The organism is Pseudomonas sp. SF2 (genome assembly GCF_036858055.1).
GTDB lineage: Bacteria > Pseudomonadota > Gammaproteobacteria > Pseudomonadales > Pseudomonadaceae > Aquipseudomonas.
Genome location: NZ_JAMBDI010000021.1, coordinates 120,969 through 139,796 on the forward strand (window position 1 = coordinate 120,969; position 18,828 = coordinate 139,796).

Sequence of the window (18,828 nt, forward strand, 5' to 3'; positions counted from 1 at the left end):
GAAGAGGCCCGGGCAGGAGAGCGCCGATCAGCTCAGCGCTTGGCCAGGTTCAGCTGCTGCTGTTCTTTCGGCAGCACCCGCTTGGCCACTACGTAATGCTTCTGCCAGTAAGGCTTGCTCAGGGTGTCGATGCTTACCCGCTTGCCACGGCGTGGTGCATGGATGAAGCGGTCGTTGCCCAGGTAGATGGCAACGTGGTTCACCCGGCGGCTCTTGATGTTGAAGAAGATCAGGTCACCTGGCTTGAGGTCACCCTTGGCCACCTTCACGCCGTGGCCCTGGGCCATGGCATTGGAGGTGCGCGGCAGGTCGACGTCGGCGACGTCGTTGAAGGCGTATTTGACCAGCCCGCTGCAGTCGAAGCCTTTCTTCGGGCTGCTGCCGCCCCAGACATAAGGGGTGCCGAGCACATTCACCGCACGGCTGAGCACATCGCTGCTCTGCTTCGGCGACATGGCAGCGATCGGCATGCCGGGCACGCCGCGGCTGCTGCTGGCAGCATTGCCTGGGCGGGTGCGCAGCGCGGTCTGCTTGACCGGTGCGTGTCTCACCGAGGCGTTGGTGGTATAGCCGGTGAAACCATTGGGAAGACGTTGCTCACGGTTGGTGGCGTGGGCGGCCAGGGGCAATAATAGGCAGAGGGTCAGCCATGTCTTGAGTAAAGGCGGCATAGATGAAGCTCTTATGAATAGTTATGTGTTGGGCGCGCAACTTTATAACAGCTTTTTGATCAGTCTTTGATCCGTTGGTCGATTGTTCAGGTGCCGTACGTCGGCCTGCGACAAGAAAGTCACATTTTTTTTTAGAAAATTTTCGGATAACCCAAGGGGGCTATGAATGAACAGTTATCAACAGGGGGCGCCGTTTCACGACACCCACAGCAAGACCATTGGCTATCTGCTATGGATTTTCGGCTTTACCGGGTCGCATCGCTTCTATTACGGCAAGCCCGTCACCGGCACCATCTGGTTCTTCACCCTGGGCCTGCTGGGCATCGGTTGGTTGATCGACCTGTTCCTGATCCCGTCCATGGACCGTGAAGCCGACCTGAGGTTCCAGTCCGGGCGCGTTGACTACAACATCGCCTGGATCCTGCTGACCTTCCTCGGGGTGTTTGGCCTGCACCGGCTGTACCAGGGCAAGTGGGTGACCGCGATCATCTACTTCTTTACCGGCGGGCTGTTCCTGGTGGGGGTGCTGTATGACTTCTGGACGCTGAACAGCCAGGTTTCCGAGCGGAACGCATCGCGCTGAAATTATTCGCGGGTGAACCCGCTCCTACAGGCACCATAGAGCCCTGTGGGAGCGGGTTCACCCGCGAAGAGGCCGGAAGCGCCTATGAAAAAGGCCTGTCGCACCGAAGCGGCAAGGCCTTTTTTGTTACTGACGGGTCTGCCGCTGCTGCAGCAACAGGTTGCTGAAACCTGCCCCGGCCAACTGTTTCTGCGCCCCGGTAAGCTGCTCACGGTTGCTGAACGGGCCCACCAGTACGCGGTACCAGGTTTCGTCCTTGACCGTGCCCGACTCTACCTTCACTGCCTGGCCCAGCAGAATGATCTGCGCGCGCACCTTGTCGGCATCGGCCTGCTTGCGGAACGAGCCTGCCTGCAGGAAGAACTGGGTGGTCGCCGCCGGCTTGATCACCGGTGGTGCCGGTGGCGGAGTCTGCCCCATCAGCGCTGCCTGGGCGCGCGCCGTGTCGATCTTCGCCGCTTCGGCCGGTGTCACCGGAGTCACCGGTTGGGCCGGTACTGGAGGCGTTTTCTCTGGCACGGCCTCCGGCGGCACGATCACCTCGGACTCCGGCAGCAGCGTGTAGAAGTCATACTTCGGCTTCACCGGCTGCTGCGGGGTGGCCTGCGCCGGCTTGCCAGCTTCGGCCACTTTCTCCGCCTTCTGCTGCTCAGGCTTGGTGCGCTTGATGTCTTCGCCACCGGGCTCGAGTTTCATCAGGAACACGATGAACGCGCCTACGGTCAGGCCGACCGCCAGCCATACCCAACCGGGAATCGGCTGCTTGGCCGGCGCCGTCTGGCGGCTGGCGCCGCGTTTGGGTGCGGGTTTTTTCTTGGCAGCCAACTTACATGCGCTCCAGGGTTTCCAGGCCGAGCAGTTCCAGACCTTGCTTGAGGGTGCGGCCAGTCAGGGCTGCCAGGCGCAGGCGGCTCTGTTGTTGCTCCGGGGTATCGGCAGCCAGAATCGGGCAGTTCTCGTAGAAGCTGGAGAACAGGCCGGCCAGGTCGTACAGGTAGCTGCACAGCACGTGCGGCGTGCCCTTGTCGGCGACGTTGTTGAGGATTTCGCCAAACTGCGCCAGGCGCGCGGCCAGGTCCTGCTCGTGGGCAGCCTGCAGCACGATGTTGCCTTCGACTTCATCGAAGCCCTTGCCCAGCTTGCGGAACACGCCGGCCACGCGGGTGTAGGCGTACAACAGGTAAGGCGCGGTGTTGCCTTCGAAGTTGAGCATCAGTTCGAAGTTGAAGCTGTAGTCGCTGGTGCGGTGCTTGGACAGGTCGGCGTACTTCACCGCGCCAATGCCCACCACTTCACCGATGTGGCGCAGTTCTTCGTCGGCCAGGCTCGGGTTCTTTTCCTTGACCAGCGCGTAGGCGCGCTCCTTGGCCTCGGTGAGCAGGTCGATCAGCTTCACGGTGCCGCCGTCACGGGTCTTGAACGGGCGGCCGTCGGCGCCGTTCATGGTGCCGAAGCCCATGTGTTCCATCTGCATCGGGTGGCCGACGAAGCCTGCGCGGCGTGCAACTTCGAACACCTGGTTGAAGTGCAGGGCCTGGCGCTGGTCGACGAAGTACAGGGCGCGGTCCGCCTTGAGCACGTTGCTGCGGTAGCGCACGGCGGCCAGGTCGGTGGTGGCGTACAGGTAGCCGCCGTCGGCCTTCTGCACGATTACCGGCAGTGGTTCGCCTTCGCTGTTCTTGAACTCGTCGAGGAACACGCACTGGGCGCCCTGGTCTTCGACCAGCAGGCCCTTGGCCTTGAGGTCGGCAACCACGTTGGCCAGGTCGTCGTTGTAGGCGCTTTCACCCATCACGTCGGCCATGGTCAGCTTGACGTTGAGCAGCTCGTAGGTTTTCTGGCAGTGCGACAGCGAAATGTCCTTGAAGCGCGTCCACAGGGCCATGCAGTCCGCGTCGCCGGCCTGCAGCTTGACCACCAGGCCGCGGGCGCGGGTGGCGAATTCTTCGGATTCGTCGAAGCGCTTCTTGGCGGCACGGTAGAAGTTTTCCAGGTCCGACAGCTCGTCGCTGGTGATCGGGTTTTCTTCCAGGTAAGCCAGCAGCATGCCGAACTGGGTGCCCCAGTCGCCCACGTGGTTCTGGCGGATCACGTCATCACCGAGAAACTCCAGCACGCGCGCCACACTGTCACCGATGATGGTCGAACGCAGGTGGCCGACGTGCATCTCCTTGGCCAGGTTGGGTGCCGACATGTCGATCACCACCTTTTGCGCAGGGCCGGCCTTGCGCGCGCCCAGGTGGGCGTCGGCCAGTGCAGCATCCAGGCGGTTGGCCAGGGCGTCGGTGTTCTGGAAGAAGTTGAGGAAGCCGGGGCCGGCGATCTCGACCTTGCTGATGTCGGCGCTGGCCGGCAGGGCATTGATCAGTTTCTCGGCCAGGTCGCGCGGCTTCATGCCGGCCGGCTTGGCCAGCATCATGGCGATGTTGCTGGCAAAGTCGCCGTGGGTCTTGTCCCGGGCGTTTTCCACCTGGATCGCCGGCGACAGCCCTTCAGGCAGCACACCGTCGGTGACGAGTTGGGTGAGGGCTTGCTGGATCAGCTGGCGAATGGTGTCTTTCATGGGGATCTCTTTTCGACCGCAAGCGCGGTGGAGCGCTTGGATGCGCAGGTGGAAAAACTGGGCATTATCCGTGGCTGGGGGCGGGTTGCCAACCTTTGGGGCTGCAAAGCAGCCCGCAGGATCAATAAAGGTCTACCGGGTCGACATCCAGCGACCAACGCACCTGGCGCCCGCTCGGCATCTGCTCCAACACTAGCAACCAGGCGCTGATCAGTCGATGCAAAGGCGCCCGCGTATTGGCCTGTATCAACAATTGCGCGCGGAAGCGCCCGGCGCGGCGCTCCATGGGGGCCGGTACCGGCCCCAGCAGCTCGATGCCAGGCAGCTGCTGTTCGGCCACCAGGCGCTCGGCGGCGGCACAGGCCTCGTCGAGGAAACCTTCGGCCTGCCCGGGCTTGTGCGCTTCGGCGCGCAGCAGTGCCAGGTGCGAGTAAGGCGGCAGCCCGGCGGCGCGGCGTTCGTCCAGGGCCTGCTCGGCGAAGGCGAAGTAGCCCTGCTCGGTAAGCTGCACCAGCAGCGGATGGTCGGCCAGGTGGGTCTGGATGATGACCTTGCCGGGTTCCTCGGCCCGCCCGGCCCGCCCGGCAACCTGCACGATCAGCTGCGCCATGCGTTCGCTGGCGCGGAAATCGCCGGAGAACAGCCCGCCATCGGCATCGAGGATGGCCACCAGAGTCACCCGCGGGAAGTGGTGGCCCTTGGCGAGCATCTGGGTGCCGACAAGGATGCTCGGCTGGCCGCGCTGGATGGTGCTGAACAGGTTGTACATGGCGTCCTTGCGTGCCGTGCTGTCGCGGTCCACGCGCAGGATCGGGTAATCCGGGAACAGCACTTTCAGGCGCTCTTCGGCGCGCTCGGTGCCGGCACCGACCGGGCGCAGGTCAACGTGGTTGCACTGCGGGCACTGCTGCGGCAGGCGCTCGTCATAGCCGCAATGGTGGCAGCGCAGCACGCCGGAGCGCTGGTGCACGGTCATGCGTGCATCGCAGCGCGGGCATTCGGACAGCCAGCCGCAATCGTGGCACAGCAAGGTCGGGGCGAAGCCGCGGCGGTTGAGGAACACCAGCACTTGCTGGCCCGCCTCCAGGGTCTGGCGGATGGCCTGCTGCAGCGGACCGCTGATGCCGCTGTCCAGCGGCAGGCTCTTCACATCCAGACGCAGCATGCGCGGCGGGCGGGCGCCGCCGGCGCGCTGGTTCATGCGCAGCAGGCGGTAGCGACCGGTCAGGGCATTGTGCAGGGTTTCCAGCGATGGCGTGGCAGAACCGAGCAGGATCGGGATGTTTTCCTGGTGGGCGCGCACCAGCGCCAGGTCGCGGGCGTGGTAGCGCAAGCCTTCCTGCTGTTTATAGGAACCGTCGTGCTCCTCGTCGATGATGATCAGGCCGGGGTTCTTCATCGGCGTGAACAGCGCCGAGCGGGTGCCGATGATGATGTCGGCCTCGCCATCCCGGGCGGCCAGCCAGGCATCCAGGCGCTCGCGGTCGTTCACCGCCGAATGCAGCAGGGCGATGCGGGCGTTGAAGCGTTGCTCGAAGCGGGCCAGGGTCTGTGGGCCGAGGTTGATCTCCGGGATCAGTACCAGGGCCTGCTTGCCGGCTTCGAGGGTTTCGCGGATCAGCTGCAGGTACACCTCGGTCTTGCCGCTGCCGGTGACACCGGCCAGCAGGAAGGCACCAAAGCCGCCAAAGCCTTCGCATACGGCGTCGAAGGCGTCGCGTTGCTCTTCGTTGAGCGGTAGTTCCGGCTGGGCCAGCCAGTGTTCATGGCGCAGCGTCGGCAGGTGGCGGCGGACCTCGATCTGCACCAGGTCCTTGGCCAGCAGCAGGTCGAGGCTGTCCTTGTTCAGGTTGAGCTTGGCCAGCAGGCTGTGGGCCACACCGTGCGGGTGCTGGGCCAGGGTCTTGAGGGCATCGCGCTGGCGTGGTGCACGGGCGATGCGCGGGTCTTCCAGGCGGGCGCCGGGGGCGACGTGCCAGAAGCGCTCCTGGCGCATTTCGGCGGGTTCACCCTGGCGCAACAGGGTTGGCAAGGCCCAGCTCAGCGTGTCGCCCAGGCTGTGCTGGTAGTACTGGGCGGTCCACAGGCACAATTTGAATAGCGACGGCGGGATCGGCGACACCGGGTCGAGCAGGGCGCTGGCCGGCTTTAGCTTGTCGGCTGGCACTTCGCTCTGCTCGCACACCTCCACCAGCACGCCGATCATTTCGCGGCGGCCGAATGGCACGCGAATGCGCATGCCCGGGGTCAGGGTCTGGCGCGCCATGCTTGCCGGCGCCTTGTAGTCGAACAGGCGACGCAGCGGAGAGGGCAGGGCAAGGCGCAGGATGACGTCGGACACGCGGAAAGTCTCGGAGGGCGTTTCAAAGACTGGCGAGCCTAGCAGACGACGGTCGGTGCAAGCGACAACTTGCGTTGGCGTGATGCTCTGGTATTATTCGCCGCCTAATTACGTGCGGTATTCAACAATTGGTGTTGGGTGGCGGCACGCAGCTCGAGGAAGTGACCATGAAAGCAGATATTCATCCGAACTACGAAGTAGTTGCAGTCACCTGCAGCTGCGGCAACAAATTCGAAACGCGTTCGACCCTGGGCAACACCCTGGCGATCGACGTTTGCAACCTGTGCCACCCGTTCTACACCGGTAAGCAGAAAGTCCTGGACACCGGTGGTCGCGTACAGAAGTTCGCCGATCGCTTCGGTATGTTCGGTACCAAGAAGTAATCATGCGCATGGCGAATCCTTCGGGCTTCGCGTTGCTGCTGAAAAAAGCGCCCCTTGTGGGCGCTTTTTTTATGGGCGTCATCTGGCATGTCCCGGCCCTGGCGTTCTGCCCACTGCCAGAGCAAATGCAGCAGGTGGCGGTACGCCAGGTGGTGGATGGCGATACCTTGCGCCTGGTCGATGGCCGCAGTGTGCGCCTGATCGGCATAAATACCCCGGAAATCGGCCGCAACGGCCGCACCAGCGAGCCCTATGCCGAGGCCGCCAGGCAGCGCCTGCAGGCGTTGGTCAAGGCCAGTGACGGGCGTGTCGGGCTGGTGCCGGGCATCGAGGCCAGGGACAAATACGGCCGTACGCTGGCGCACATCTACGGCCGCAATGGCGACAATCTGGAAGCGCAATTGCTCAGCGAGGGCCTGGGTTATCGTGTGGCGGTTGCCCCCAATGTGCGCCTCAGCGCTTGCCAACAGCTTGCCGAGCAGGCAGCGCGCAAGGCTGGCAGCGGACTGTGGCGCCGTTCGCCGGTGGTGCGTGCTGGGGATGTGAGGCAGTCGGGTTTCGCGATCATTGCAGGCCGCATCGAAGGCGTGGAGCGCAACCGGGGCGGGGTCTGGCTGACCCTGGACAGTGCTGTGGTGCTGCAGGTTCCCGCTCGTCTGCAACGCAACTTCCCCGCCAGCTTCTTCGATAACCTCAAGGGACGCCAGGTCGAAGCGCGTGGTTGGGTGCTGGATCGTTCCCGCAAGGGCGGCCTCAAACCCGGGCAGCGACGCTGGGTGTTGCCGTTGACCGATCCGAGCATGTTGGAGCGCATTTCAGGCTAAAAGATGTAGACATTTCGCTATTAGATTGTACACACTGTGAGCCGTATGCCCCGTGGGTTATAGCGTAAAGTCGTAGGCTAAAGGCCTTGACACAAGTGACCGACCAGTCTTGTGACTCCCCGGCTCTTTGCGTATCCTCGGCGGTCCGTCAGAACAGTAAATAGCGGAATGCCCACCATGTCAGACCTGAAAACCGCCGCTCTCGAATACCACGCTCAACCTCGTCCGGGGAAACTGAGCGTCGAGCTCTCCAAGCCCACTGCCACCGCCCGTGACCTCGCCCTGGCCTACAGCCCAGGTGTTGCTGAGCCCGTGCGCGAAATCGGCCGTGATCCAGAGCTGGCTTACAAATACACCGGCAAAGGCAACCTGGTTGCGGTGATTTCCGATGGCACCGCCATCCTCGGTCTGGGCGACCTCGGCCCACTGGCTTCCAAGCCGGTCATGGAAGGCAAGGGTGTTCTGTTCAAGCGTTTCGCCGGTATCGACGTGTTCGACATCGAAGTCGAATCGGAAAGCCCGCAAGCGTTCATCGACACCGTTCGCCGCATCTCGATCACCTTCGGTGGCATCAACCTCGAAGACATCAAGGCACCTGAGTGCTTTGAAATCGAGCGCACCCTGATCGAACAGTGCGACATCCCGGTATTCCACGATGACCAGCACGGTACCGCCATCGTGACCGCGGCCGGCATGATCAACGCCCTGGAAATCGCCGGCAAGAAGCTGGAAGACGCCAAGATCGTCTGCCTGGGTGCCGGCGCTGCGGCCATCTCCTGCATGAAGCTGCTGGTGAGCATGGGTGCCAAGGTCGAGAACATCTACATGATCGACCGCAGCGGCGTGATTCACGCTGGCCGTGACGACCTGAACCAGTACAAGGCTCAGTTCGCTCACGCCACCGACAAGCGCACCCTGGCTGACGCCCTCGACGGTGCCGACGTGTTCGTAGGCCTGTCCGGCCCGAACCTGCTGAGCGCCGAAGGCCTGAAGTCGATGGCTGCCAACCCGATCGTGTTCGCCTGCTCGAACCCGGACCCGGAAATCGCGCCAGAGCTGGCTCACGCCACTCGCAGCGACGTGATCATGGCGACCGGTCGTTCCGACTACCCGAACCAGGTCAACAACGTACTGGGCTTCCCGTTCATCTTCCGTGGTGCCCTGGACGTTCGCGCCAAGCGCATCAACGAAGAAATGAAGATCGCTGCCGCCATCGCCCTGAAAGACCTGGCCAAGCTGCCAGTGCCGAAGGAAGTGTGCGACGCCTACGGCGTACAGGCTCTGGAGTTCGGCCGTGAGTACATCATTCCGAAGCCGCTGGACGCCCGCCTGATCACCGTCGTTTCCGACGCTGTGGCCAAGGCCGCCATCGAATCCGGCGTGGCTACCCTGCCGTATCCGAAGCACTACCCGCTGACCAGCGTGGATGACGTGTTCAAAGGCTGATTGCTGCCTGGCGACACAAAAAAGCCCCGGCTCGCATGAGCCGGGGCTTTTTGTTTGCCGGTGGGGTTGGCGCGGCCTTTGTGGGAGCGGGCGTGCCCGCGAAGAATCCAGCGCGGAGGCTGGCACCGGCTACGCCGGTGTTCGCGGGCATGCCCGCTCCCACAGGGTCGGTGTTGCCTTCGAGGGCTCTTAGAACAGATCCATCGGTGCCGCTTCATCCGCCGGCAGCGGGCTGCCCGGTGCTGCGCCAGTGCCCAGTTCGTCCACCGACGGCGGCGAGTCCTCGGCCTTGAACAGCTCGAAGTAGGCATTCGGCGTGCTCGGCGAAGCGGCACGGCCGCTGACCGGGTCGACGCGCAGACTGAGGATGCCTTCCGGCTCGGCAGGCGCATGCTCAGGCTTGTCCTTGAGTGCCGCACCCATGAAACTCATCCAGATCGGTAGCGCCACGGTGCCGCCATACTCGCGGCGGCCCAGGGTTTCGGGCTGGTCGAAACCAACCCACACGGTAGTCACGTAGTCGGCGTTGTAGCCGGAGAACCAGGCGTCCTTGGACTCGTTGGTGGTACCGGTCTTGCCTGCCAGGTCGGTACGGCCCAGGGCCAGCGCCCGGCGACCGGTACCGCGCTTGATCACGTCCTGCAGCATGCTGGTGAGGATGTAGGTGGTGCGCCCGTCGATGATCTGCTCGGCCACCGCCGGCGCTTGCGGTGCAGACGCCACCTGGCTGAAGGCAGCGGGTGCCTCGCCCGGCATGGCTGCGGTGCTGATCGGCTGTTCGGGCGCTGCCAGGCCCGCCTGGTCCTCGGCTCCTTGCGGTACCCGGGCCGGGTTGGCGGTAAACAGCGTCTCGCCGCTGCGGCTTTCGATGCGCTCGATCAGGTACGGGGTGATCTTGTAGCCGCCGTTGGCAAAGGTGCTCCAGCCGGTAGCGATTTCCATCGGGGTCAGGGTGGCGGTGCCCAGTGCCAGCGACAGGTTGCGTGGCAAGTCCTGCTTGTTGAAGCCGAACTTGGCGATGTAGTCGATGGTGCGGTCCACGCCCATGGCCTGCAGCAGGCGGATCGACACCAGGTTGCGTGACTTGTACAGCGCCTCGCGCATGCGGATCGGGCCAAGGAAGGTATTGGTGTCGTTCTTCGGCCGCCAGACCTTGTCCAGGTACTCGTCGACGAACACGATCGGTGCGTCGTTCACCAGGCTGGATGCGGTATAGCCACTGTCCAGGGCGGCACTGTAGACGAACGGCTTGAAGCTCGAGCCCGGCTGACGCTTGGCCTGCATGGCGCGGTTGTAGTTGCTCTGTTCGAACGAGAAACCGCCGACCAGGGCGCGGATGGCGCCGTTGTAGGGGTCGAGGGTGACCAGTGCACTCTGCGCCCCAGGTACCTGGCTGAACTTGAGCTTGCCATCCTCCAGGCGCTGCACGCGCACCAGGTCGCCGACCTGGGCCACGTCCGCCGGTGACTGCGGCGCACGGCCCTGGGAGTTGCTGTTGATGAACGGGCGCGCCCATTTCATGGTGTCCCAGGCAACCAGCTCTTCCTGGCCAGCGCGGGTCAGCACCTTGAGGCCGTTTTTTTCGACCTGGGTGACGATGGCCGGTTCCAGGCCGCCTAGGCTGCGCTGCTTGCCCAGTTCCTGCAGCCAGACCGCCTGGGTGCGGCCCGGGAAGCGTGCTTCGGGGCCGCGATAGCCGTGGCGCTCGTCGTAGTCGGAGAGGCCGTTGAGTATGGCCTTGTTGGCCATTTCCTGCATGTCGCTGGGCACCGTGGTGGTAACGCGGAAGCCTTCGGTATAGGCGTCGCTGCCGTAGCGGCCGACCATTTCGGCACGGGCCATTTCGGCGATGTAAGGCGCATTCACTTCAGGTGCGGGCACGTGGTAGCTGGCGTTGAGTGGCTCGGCCAGGGCTGCCTGGTAGCTGGCTTCGTCGATCTTGCCCAGCTTGTACATGCGGCCGAGGATCCAGTCGCGGCGTTCTTTGGCGCGCACCGGGTTGGCCAGCGGGTTGAAGCGCGAAGGTGCCTTGGGCAGGCCGGCGATCATCGCCATCTGCGCCAGGCTCACGTCGCGGATCGACTTGCCGTAGTACACCTGTGCAGCGGCGTCGATACCGTAGGCGCGGTTGCCCAGGTAGATCTTGTTCACGTACAGCTCGAGGATCTCGTCCTTGGTCAGCTCACGCTCGATCTGCAGGGCCAGCAGGATCTCGTTGGTCTTGCGCGAGAAACTGCGCTCGCTGGTGAGGAAGAAGTTCTTCGCCACCTGCATGGTGATGGTACTGCCGCCGGTCTGGATATGCCCGGTTTTCACCAGCTGGGTCGCGGCGCGCATCAGGCTGCTGGGGTCGACACCGTAGTGGTTGAGGAAATTGTCGTCCTCGGCCGACAGAAGCGCCTGGATGAACTGTGGGGGAATTTCCGCGAAACGGATTGGTGAGCGACGCATTTCGCCGAACTCGGCAATCAGCTTGCCGTCGCTGCTGTACACCCTGAGGGGGATCTGCAACTGGATGCTTCTGAGCGATTCGACCGAGGGCAGGCTGGGGCTAAGATACAGAAACGCACCGCTCACACCGAGTACGAGCGCGCAGATGACTGCGACGGAAGACCACCAGAAGAACTTCAGCAGGCGTATCAAGGCTTTTCGGTGTCCAGGTTGGGAGTGGATTGCGTGCAGGTCCGGCGGACCAGAAAACGCTGGGCATTATAAGCATTTTTTCGCCTCTCCGGGTTACCGGTCAGGCTGCCCGTCGCCTCGATGGGCCTGCGTGGCCCAGTGTTGGCGCGGGGTTGAGGCAGATAGCTGCGACAGACAACAAGGATGCCACGATGCTAGGACGCTTCGGCAAGGATGCCGGTTCACTCGTGGGGGTGGAAATTGCCCCTGACACCGTTCGGATGGTGCAACTGCAGCGGCATAACCGACGCTGCAGGGTGCTTGTGTCGTTACAAGAGCCGTTCGAATCACCGGCTGGCAGTGATTGGGTAGCAGAGCCTGCCGCCGTTGTGGCTGCCTTGAGGCGTGCCTATCGACGCAGCGGCCTCAGGCAGCGCCGGGTAGCGCTGGCGCTGCCGGCCAACCAGGTGATCTGCAAGCTGTGCCACTTGCCAGTGGAACAGGGCGGAGCAGAGATGGAGGCGCAGCTGCTGGCTGACGCCGAACGGCTATTCCCATTTCCGTTGGAAGACCTGGCCCTGGATTTTCAGGTCATGGGGGGCTCCCGTGACCAGCCAGGTTGCGCCGAGGTGATGGTGGCTGCGTGTCGGCAGAGTGCGCTGGCGCCACTTGAAGCCGTCGTCGAGGAGGCCGGGTTGCAGCTGGAGGCCGTGGAGATTGACAGCATTGCCTTGGGTCGCATGCTGCCGCAGGGCAGTCATCAGGGCGCGGCGTTGCTGCGTATCGAGGCGCACAGCACCACCCTCTATAGCTGGCAGTCGGGCTGGCCGCAGCAACGGCGTGAGCTGAGCCTGGGCATGTCGACGATATCGGGGGCGCTGCCGGAGCGCCTGCAGGACCTGCTCGCCAATGAGCCTTTGCCCGATTGCCTGTTGGTCGCCAGTCGTTCGCCGATAGGGGCGGGCCGGCTGCAGGACCTGGGCTCCCGGTTGAACCTGCCGTGTCACCTGGTGCCCGACCTGGCAGGCCTGGAGCACCTCGATGGCGCGATGATCCTGGCGAGCGCCCTGGCGCTTGGAGGGTTGCACCGATGATGCGGCTGAACCTTCTGCCCTGGCGCGAACGGCAGCGTCAGGCGGCGTTGCGGTGTTTTCGCAGGCAGCTGGTCGCCGGTGCGCTGCTGGCCCTGTGTGCCGTGATGCTGGTCGACCAGTTGGCCCGCCAGCGCGGGCAGCAGCAGGCGCTGGCCAACACCCAGCGCCAGGCAGCCCTTGAGGTGTTGGGCGAGCAATTGCAGCCGCTGGCCGAGGTGCGTGCGCAGCACCAGGCACTACTGGCTCGCACGGCCACGCTGGAAGGCCTGCGCGCCCATCAGGATGTGCTGGCCGGGCTGTTCGCCGACCTCGAGAGGGCGTTGCCAGTGGGGGTGCAGCTACTCGACCTCAGCCTTGAAAACGGCCGCCTGCAGATGACCGGGCTGGCCACGTCCGGTGCCGTGGTAGCGCAGTTCATGCGTGACCTGAGCCGCTCGAATGTGTTGTTCGGTCTGGAACTCAGGCGCATCAGGAGCCTGCCGGGCGGCGATGAATTCCTGCTGGGCGCGCGTTTTTCGGCGTTCTGGTTGTGAATGCTGCATTGGTACTCGGCTGGCTGGCCGTGGCCGAGCGCTCCCGACGCTTCAGGCAGCTGGCGCCAGTGCTGGTGGCCGTGGCGTTATTCGGCCTGGGCTGCGCGATACGTCTGCCGGCAGTGTTGCAGCAGCAGGCGCACGAGAAGGCCCGGTACATAGAGCTGAACGAACAGCAGGCAGCCAGTGCGGTGCAGCTGGCCGAACTGGAGCAGCTCCAGGCGTCCGTGGCCATTGCCGAGCAACGCTTGCAGGAGGCGCACTGGCACCTGGCCGCCGGAGAGGACATGAGCGACCTGCTCGACCGCCTGGCGGCTTCGGGGCATGCGCATGGTTTGCTCATCGAGCGGTTCGATGTGCACGAAGACGAACAACAGGCCGGTTTGCGCAAGGTACCGCTGGAGCTACAGGTGGTGGGGCGTTATGCGGCCTTGCGCCAGTGGCTGAGCGATTGGTTGGGCCAGGCGCGCGTGTTGCGCAGCGGTGACCTGCAGCTGGCAGCGGTCGCTGGCCAGCCTGGTCTGCTGCGCCTGCAGTTGCGGGTTGATGCCTATCAGGCGCTGGCCCCCACGCCGGCGCCCGCTGCACTTGTGCGCATGCCTGCCAGGGGCATGGCCGCAGCGCCCGCAGTCGACCCGTTTGCGCCCGGTGCGACGCGATTGACGGGCACCGGGCTGGCCAATGTGCCTTTGGCGCAACTGGAGATGGTTGGCAGCCTGTCGCGTGGGGAAGAACACGAAGCACTGCTGGTGGCTGCTGGCAGGCTCTATCGCGTGCGCCCTGGGGACCGGGTCGGGCGTGATCTGGGGGTGGTGGCGAAGGTTGATCAAAGCCAGGTCGAAGTACGCGAACGGCTGTTCATGGCAGGGGTGTGGCACGAGCGCACGGCGTTCATCACCCTCGCAAAGCGCCTGGGCAAGGAGGCCCCGGACCACGATGAAAACATTGAAGAAATGGGCGCTGGCAGCGGTGCTGCCGATCCCGCTGGCGTTGGCGACGCCTCATCAGGGTGAACCGCTGTCGCTGAACTTCCAGGATGTGGAAGTGCGCTCGCTGCTGCAGGTGCTGGCTGACTATGCCGGCGTCAATCTGGTCGCCAGCGATGCCGTGCAGGGTAGCGTCACCTTGCGCTTGCAGGATGTGCCGTGGGACCAGGCGCTGGACCTCGTGCTGAGCAGCAAGGGCCTGGCCCGGCGCCAGGAGGGTAATGTGCTGCTGGTGGCGCCCGCGGCCGAGTTTGCCGCGCAGTCTGTCGATGCCCGCATGGGGCAGGCGCTGGATGCGCAGTTGCAGCCGTTGCGTCGGGAACTGCTGCCCATCCATCATGCCAACGCCGGCGAGCTGGCGGAGTTGCTGCTGGCGAGCCTGGCGGACGACGGTATTCTCACCGGGCGAGGTAGCCTGAGTGTCGATGAGCGCACCAATACCCTGGTGGTATACCAGCCCGCCGACCGCCTTGCCGAGTTGCGGAAACTGGTGGCGCAGCTGGACGTGCCGGTGCGCCAGGTGGCAATAGAGGCACGTATCGTCGAGGCCAACGTCGATTACGAGAAGAACCTGGGGGTGCGTTGGGGTGGGCCGCTGTACGTTGAAAGCCCGCGGCCGGGCAAGGATTTGTTCGTCGACCTTGGAGTGGAGCGCGTGGGCAGCAGCATCGGCCTGGGCCTGCTGCGTGGCGGCGTGCTGCTCGACCTGGAGCTCAGTGCCATGGAAAAGAGCGGCAATGGCGAGATCATCTCGCAGCCCAAGGTCGTCACTGCCGACAAGGAAACGGCCAGGATCCTCAAGGGTACCGAGGTGCCTTACCAGGAAACCAGCAAGAGTGGCGCCACCTCGGTCGCGTTCCGCGAAGCCTCGCTGTCGCTGGAGGTGACCCCGCAGATCACTCCGGACAACAAGGTGATCATGACCGTCAGGGTGACCAAGGACGAGCCGGATTACGTCAATGCCTTGAACAATGTACCGCCGATCCGCAAGAACGAGGTCAATGCCAGGGTTCGCGTGGCGGACGGCGAAACGATCGTGATCGGTGGCGTGTACTCGACCTCGCAAAACAATGTGGTCGACAAGGTGCCATTTTTCGGCGATCTGCCGTATGTTGGGCGGCTGTTTCGACGCGATGCATTACAAGAGAAAAAATCCGAGCTGCTGGTCTTCCTGACTCCGCGTATCATGAATGACCAGGCGATTGCTGTGAGTCGTTGATTCTGTGCGAAATTTGATACTTGTGGGGCCCATGGGCGCTGGTAAAAGCACCATTGGACGCCTATTGGCCAAAGAGCTGCGCCTGCTGTTCAAGGATTCCGACAAGGAAATCGAACTGCGATGCGGCGCCAACATCCCGTGGATTTTCGACAAGGAAGGCGAGCCGGGTTTCCGTGACCGTGAGCAGGCGATGATCGCCGAGCTGTGCGCACTCGACGGCGTGGTCCTGGCGACCGGCGGTGGTGCGGTAATGCGCGAAGCCAACCGCCAGGCGCTGCATCAGGGTGGCCGGGTGATCTACCTGCATGCTTCGGTGGAACAGCAGGTTGGCCGTACCGCACGCGATCGCAATCGCCCCCTGCTGCGCACGGCCAATCCCGAGGCGACCTTGCGCGCCCTGCTGGAAGCCCGCGACCCGCTCTACCGCGAGATCGCCGACTTGGTAGTAGAAACCGACGAGCGGCCACCACGCATGGTGGTGATCGATATTCTCGAGCGCTTGCAGCAGTTGCCGCCCCGTTAGCCCGGGACTATTCTCGGCCCCCAGCGCCGAGGCGAGGTTCAACGTTACCGCGTGGGCGCCTGAACGGCGTCGCGCCCAAGTACATTGTGGGGATACATGCAGACACTAAAAGTCGACCTGGGCGAGCGTAGCTACCCGATCTACATTGGCGAAGGCCTGCTGGACCAGCCCGAGCTGCTGGCGCCGCACATCGCCGGGCGGCAGGTTGCCATCGTTTCCAACGAGACCGTCGCGCCCCTGTATCTCGAACGCCTGAGCAAGACCCTGGGTGCCTATTCGGTGCTGCCGGTGGTATTGCCCGATGGCGAAGCCCACAAGAACTGGGAAACCCTGCAACTGATTTTCGATGGCCTGCTGACTGCGCGGCACGACCGCCGCACCACCGTGGTCGCCCTGGGTGGCGGCGTGATCGGTGACATGGCCGGCTTCGCTGCCGCCTGCTACCAGCGCGGCGTCGACTTCATCCAGGTGCCGACCACCCTGCTGTCCCAGGTCGACTCTTCGGTCGGCGGCAAGACCGGCATCAACCACCCGCTGGGCAAGAACATGGTCGGTGCCTTCTACCAGCCCAATGCGGTGCTGATCGACACCACCAGCCTCAAGACCCTGCCGGCACGCGAGCTGTCCGCAGGCCTTGCCGAAGTGATCAAGTACGGCCTGATCTGCGACAAGCCGTTTCTCGCCTGGCTCGAGGACAATATGCAGGCGCTGCGTGCCCTCGACCCGGTGGCGCTGACCGAAGCCATCCGCCGCTCCTGCGCGGCCAAGGCCGCGGTAGTGGGTGCCGACGAGCGCGAGTCTGGCGTGCGCGCCACGCTGAACCTGGGGCATACCTTCGGGCATGCCATCGAGACCCACATGGGTTATGGCGTGTGGCTGCACGGCGAAGCCGTGGCGGCGGGCACGGTAATGGCCCTGGAGATGTCCATGCGCCTTGGCTGGATCGACCAGGCCGAGCGCGATCGCGGAATCCGCCTGTTGCAGGACGCAGGTTTGCCGGTGGTGCCACCACAGGAAATGACCCCGGCGCATTTCATGGAGCACATGGCGGTCGACAAGAAGGTTCTCGATGGTCGTTTGCGTCTGGTGCTGCTGCGCCAGATGGGCGAGGCCGTGGTGACCGACGACTATCCGAAAGAGATTCTACAGGCCACGTTGTCGGCGGATTACCGCGCGATCGTGGCCCAGCTTTGAGGTTGTGACAGCGCAATGACCAGTTTGCATGCCGATGAGGCCTTTCTCGACCATTACCAGTTGAGCCACGATCCGTTCGCGCCCCGCGTGCCCGGCTTCAAGTTCTTCCCGGCCCAGCGCAAGCCCGTGCTCGGCCAACTGCACCACCTGGCACGCTACAGTCAGCTGATGCTGGTTGTCAGCGGCCCGCTGGGCAGCGGCAAGACCCTGCTGCGCCAGGCCTTGGTGGCCAGCACCAACAAGCAGGCGGTGCAGAGTGTGGTGGTGTCCGCCCGTGGCGCCAGCGATGCCGCCAGCGTACTGGGCCAGGTCGCGCAGAACCTGGATGTGGCCCAGGCCGAAGTGCAGGCGATCCTGGCCAAGGTGGTGCAACTGGCACTGACCGGCCAGGAAGTGTATTTGCTGGTGGACGATGCGGAACAACTCGACGAGTCGGCACTCCAAGCGTTGCTGGAATTGGCAGCGGGGGTACCGGAAGGGCGCCCGCATGTGTTCCTGTTCGGTGAGCCGTCGCTGATTGCCGGGCTTGAAGAGATCCATGTCGAGGAAGAACGCTTCCACATCATCGAGCTCGCCCCCTACAGTGAAGAAGAAACCCGCGAGTACCTGGAGCAGCGCCTGGAAGGTGCTGGCCGGGGCATCGAGGTGTTCAGCCGTGAACAGATCGTCGATATCCATGAAAACTCCGACGGCTGGCCTGGCAACATCAACCAGGTCGCCCGTGACACTTTGATCGAAGCCATGATCGCCAGCCGCTCGACGGCCAAGCGACCATCCATGGGGTTCAAGATGCCTAAAAAACATGTGCTCGCGCTGTCCGCTGTGGTTGTGGTCGCCGTTGCGGCCGCGGTGTTGATGCCGAAGAAAGGTGAGAAGGCGCCCGCCGAAGCGCCGGCCGCCCAGGCCCAGTTGCCGCTTGGCGAGGGTCAGGCCAATGGTGGCAGTCCGGCTATCGAGTTCTCGGGTTCGTCCCAGCCGATGCCGCTGCCGCTGGTTGGCCAGTCGCAGCCGGTGATGCGCGAGCCGCTGGCCCAGGCTGCGGGCATGGGCGAGGGCGAAGAGGGCAGCCCGGCCGGTGATACTGCCCTGCAGCCTGGCAACCCACCGCCAACCGTGACCACCATCGCGCCGCCGCAAGGTGTGCCGGCGGGCCCGGCACCGGTACCTGCCCAGCCTGTAGCCACGGCGCCGGCCCAGCCAGTGCAGCCGCAACCACAACCGGTTGCGCCTGCGCCAAAACCTGTCGCAACCCAGCCTGCCAAACCGGTTGCGCCTGCCAAGCCTGCACCAGCACCGACCCAGGTCGCCGTGGCCAAGCCGGCCGCCAAGCCTGCCGAGAAGCCAGCGGCCGGTGGCAGCGGCAACAGCGGCTGGTACGCCGGACAGAAACCGGGCAATTACGTGGTGCAGATCCTGGGTACCAGCTCCGAGGCTTCGGCCCAGGCGTTCGTCAAGGCCCAGGGTGGCGACTATCGCTACTTCAAGAAAAACCTGCAGGGCAAGCCGCTGTACGTGGTCACTTACGGCAACTTCGCCAACCGCGACGCAGCGGTTGCGGCAATCAAGAACTTGCCAGCGAAGGTCCAGGCTGGTAAACCTTGGCCACGTACCGTCGCCAGCGTCCAACAAGAGCTGGCCTCGGCCCGCTGATACCTTCCGGGCGGCATCACCCCGCCGCCCAGTAGCTAAGCGAATTCTAGCTTTCGACTAGCCTGCTGCGCCTGAGCGCGGCAGGCTTTTCTGTCCCGGACTGCCGGCCACAAGCCTTACTTGCAGTCATGGCTGAAACGCTTCAGACTCGAGCCAAGCCGCTATCACGGCACATGGCGCAAAAACATTCAAAATT

Annotated in this window: 16 protein-coding genes; 11 read left to right on the forward strand and 5 right to left on the reverse strand. The window is 64.1% G+C overall.

Annotated features, from left to right (window positions below; genetic code table 11):
• Positions 1-32: 32 nt before the first annotated feature.
• Positions 33-671 carry a C40 family peptidase gene (locus M2S36_RS14705; protein ID WP_207828256.1) on the reverse strand — a complete coding sequence of 213 codons (639 nt, stop codon included), beginning with the start codon at positions 669-671 and terminating at the stop codon, positions 33-35.
• Between the two features lie 166 nt (positions 672-837).
• Between M2S36_RS14705 and M2S36_RS14710 the strand changes: the two genes are divergently transcribed.
• Entirely contained in the window at positions 838-1,254 is a 417-nt protein-coding gene (locus tag M2S36_RS14710; RefSeq protein ID WP_207828258.1) for an NINE protein, read from the forward strand.
• A gap of 126 nt (positions 1,255-1,380) precedes the next feature.
• Here the strand turns inward: M2S36_RS14710 and M2S36_RS14715 are convergent, their stop codons facing one another.
• The 3 genes from M2S36_RS14715 to M2S36_RS14725 all read right to left on the reverse strand — a co-directional run bounded on the left by M2S36_RS14715 (position 1,381) and on the right by M2S36_RS14725 (position 6,158).
• Complete coding sequence (locus M2S36_RS14715; protein WP_063912064.1) at positions 1,381-2,079, reverse strand: SPOR domain-containing protein; 699 nt, start codon at positions 2,077-2,079, stop codon at positions 1,381-1,383.
• A gap of 1 nt (position 2,080) precedes the next feature.
• Positions 2,081-3,817 (reverse strand): arginine--tRNA ligase, encoded by a 1,737-nt coding sequence (gene argS / locus M2S36_RS14720; RefSeq protein ID WP_207828261.1) that lies wholly within the window; start codon positions 3,815-3,817, stop codon positions 2,081-2,083.
• Positions 3,818-3,938: 121 nt separating this feature from the next.
• Positions 3,939-6,158, reverse strand: coding sequence for a primosomal protein N' (locus tag M2S36_RS14725; protein WP_333957358.1), 2,220 nt, complete (start codon positions 6,156-6,158; stop codon positions 3,939-3,941).
• Positions 6,159-6,325: 167 nt separating this feature from the next.
• Here M2S36_RS14725 and rpmE point away from each other — a divergent pair, with 167 nt between their 5' ends.
• The 3 genes from rpmE (at position 6,326) to M2S36_RS14740 (ending at position 8,811) form a co-directional block, all read left to right on the forward strand.
• Entirely contained in the window at positions 6,326-6,541 is a 216-nt protein-coding gene (gene rpmE, locus M2S36_RS14730) for a 50S ribosomal protein L31 (RefSeq protein ID WP_008092997.1), read from the forward strand.
• Between the two features lie 2 nt (positions 6,542-6,543).
• The gene (locus M2S36_RS14735; protein WP_233688148.1) at positions 6,544-7,365 is read left to right on the forward strand and encodes a thermonuclease family protein; all 822 of its coding nucleotides are present in this window, start codon (positions 6,544-6,546) and stop codon (positions 7,363-7,365) included.
• A gap of 177 nt (positions 7,366-7,542) precedes the next feature.
• Entirely contained in the window at positions 7,543-8,811 is a 1,269-nt protein-coding gene (locus M2S36_RS14740; protein WP_063912060.1) for a malic enzyme-like NAD(P)-binding protein, read from the forward strand.
• 189 nt (positions 8,812-9,000) lie between these two features.
• Here the strand turns inward: M2S36_RS14740 and M2S36_RS14745 are convergent, their stop codons facing one another.
• Positions 9,001-11,451, reverse strand: coding sequence for a penicillin-binding protein 1A (locus M2S36_RS14745; protein ID WP_402800992.1), 2,451 nt, complete (start codon positions 11,449-11,451; stop codon positions 9,001-9,003).
• Positions 11,452-11,645: 194 nt separating this feature from the next.
• On the opposite strand from M2S36_RS14745, the gene pilM reads away from it, so the two are divergent.
• The 7 genes from pilM (at position 11,646) to M2S36_RS14780 (ending at position 18,632) form a co-directional block, all read left to right on the forward strand.
• Positions 11,646-12,527, forward strand: coding sequence for a type IV pilus biogenesis protein PilM (gene pilM, locus M2S36_RS14750; RefSeq protein ID WP_207828278.1), 882 nt, complete (start codon positions 11,646-11,648; stop codon positions 12,525-12,527).
• Positions 12,524-13,060, forward strand: coding sequence for a PilN domain-containing protein (locus M2S36_RS14755; protein ID WP_233688150.1), 537 nt, complete (start codon positions 12,524-12,526; stop codon positions 13,058-13,060). The genes pilM and M2S36_RS14755 overlap by 4 nt, the downstream gene beginning before the upstream one ends.
• Positions 13,057-14,073: a pilus assembly protein PilP gene (locus M2S36_RS14760; RefSeq protein WP_333957361.1), complete on the forward strand. Its 1,017-nt coding sequence runs from the start codon at positions 13,057-13,059 to the stop codon at positions 14,071-14,073. The genes M2S36_RS14755 and M2S36_RS14760 overlap by 4 nt, the downstream gene beginning before the upstream one ends.
• On the forward strand, positions 13,997-15,265 hold the full coding sequence (locus tag M2S36_RS14765; protein ID WP_333957362.1) for a type IV pilus secretin PilQ: 1,269 nt from the start codon (positions 13,997-13,999) through the stop codon (positions 15,263-15,265). Before M2S36_RS14760 ends, M2S36_RS14765 begins: the two co-directional genes overlap by 77 nt.
• A 4-nt stretch (positions 15,266-15,269) precedes the next feature.
• On the forward strand, positions 15,270-15,788 hold the full coding sequence (gene aroK, locus M2S36_RS14770) for a shikimate kinase AroK (RefSeq protein WP_028698445.1): 519 nt from the start codon (positions 15,270-15,272) through the stop codon (positions 15,786-15,788).
• A 96-nt stretch (positions 15,789-15,884) separates the two neighbouring features.
• Positions 15,885-16,982 (forward strand): 3-dehydroquinate synthase, encoded by a 1,098-nt coding sequence (gene aroB, locus M2S36_RS14775; protein ID WP_015272135.1) that lies wholly within the window; start codon positions 15,885-15,887, stop codon positions 16,980-16,982.
• A 15-nt stretch (positions 16,983-16,997) separates the two neighbouring features.
• Positions 16,998-18,632: an SPOR domain-containing protein gene (locus M2S36_RS14780; protein WP_207828293.1), complete on the forward strand. Its 1,635-nt coding sequence runs from the start codon at positions 16,998-17,000 to the stop codon at positions 18,630-18,632.
• Positions 18,633-18,828: the final 196 nt, after the last annotated feature.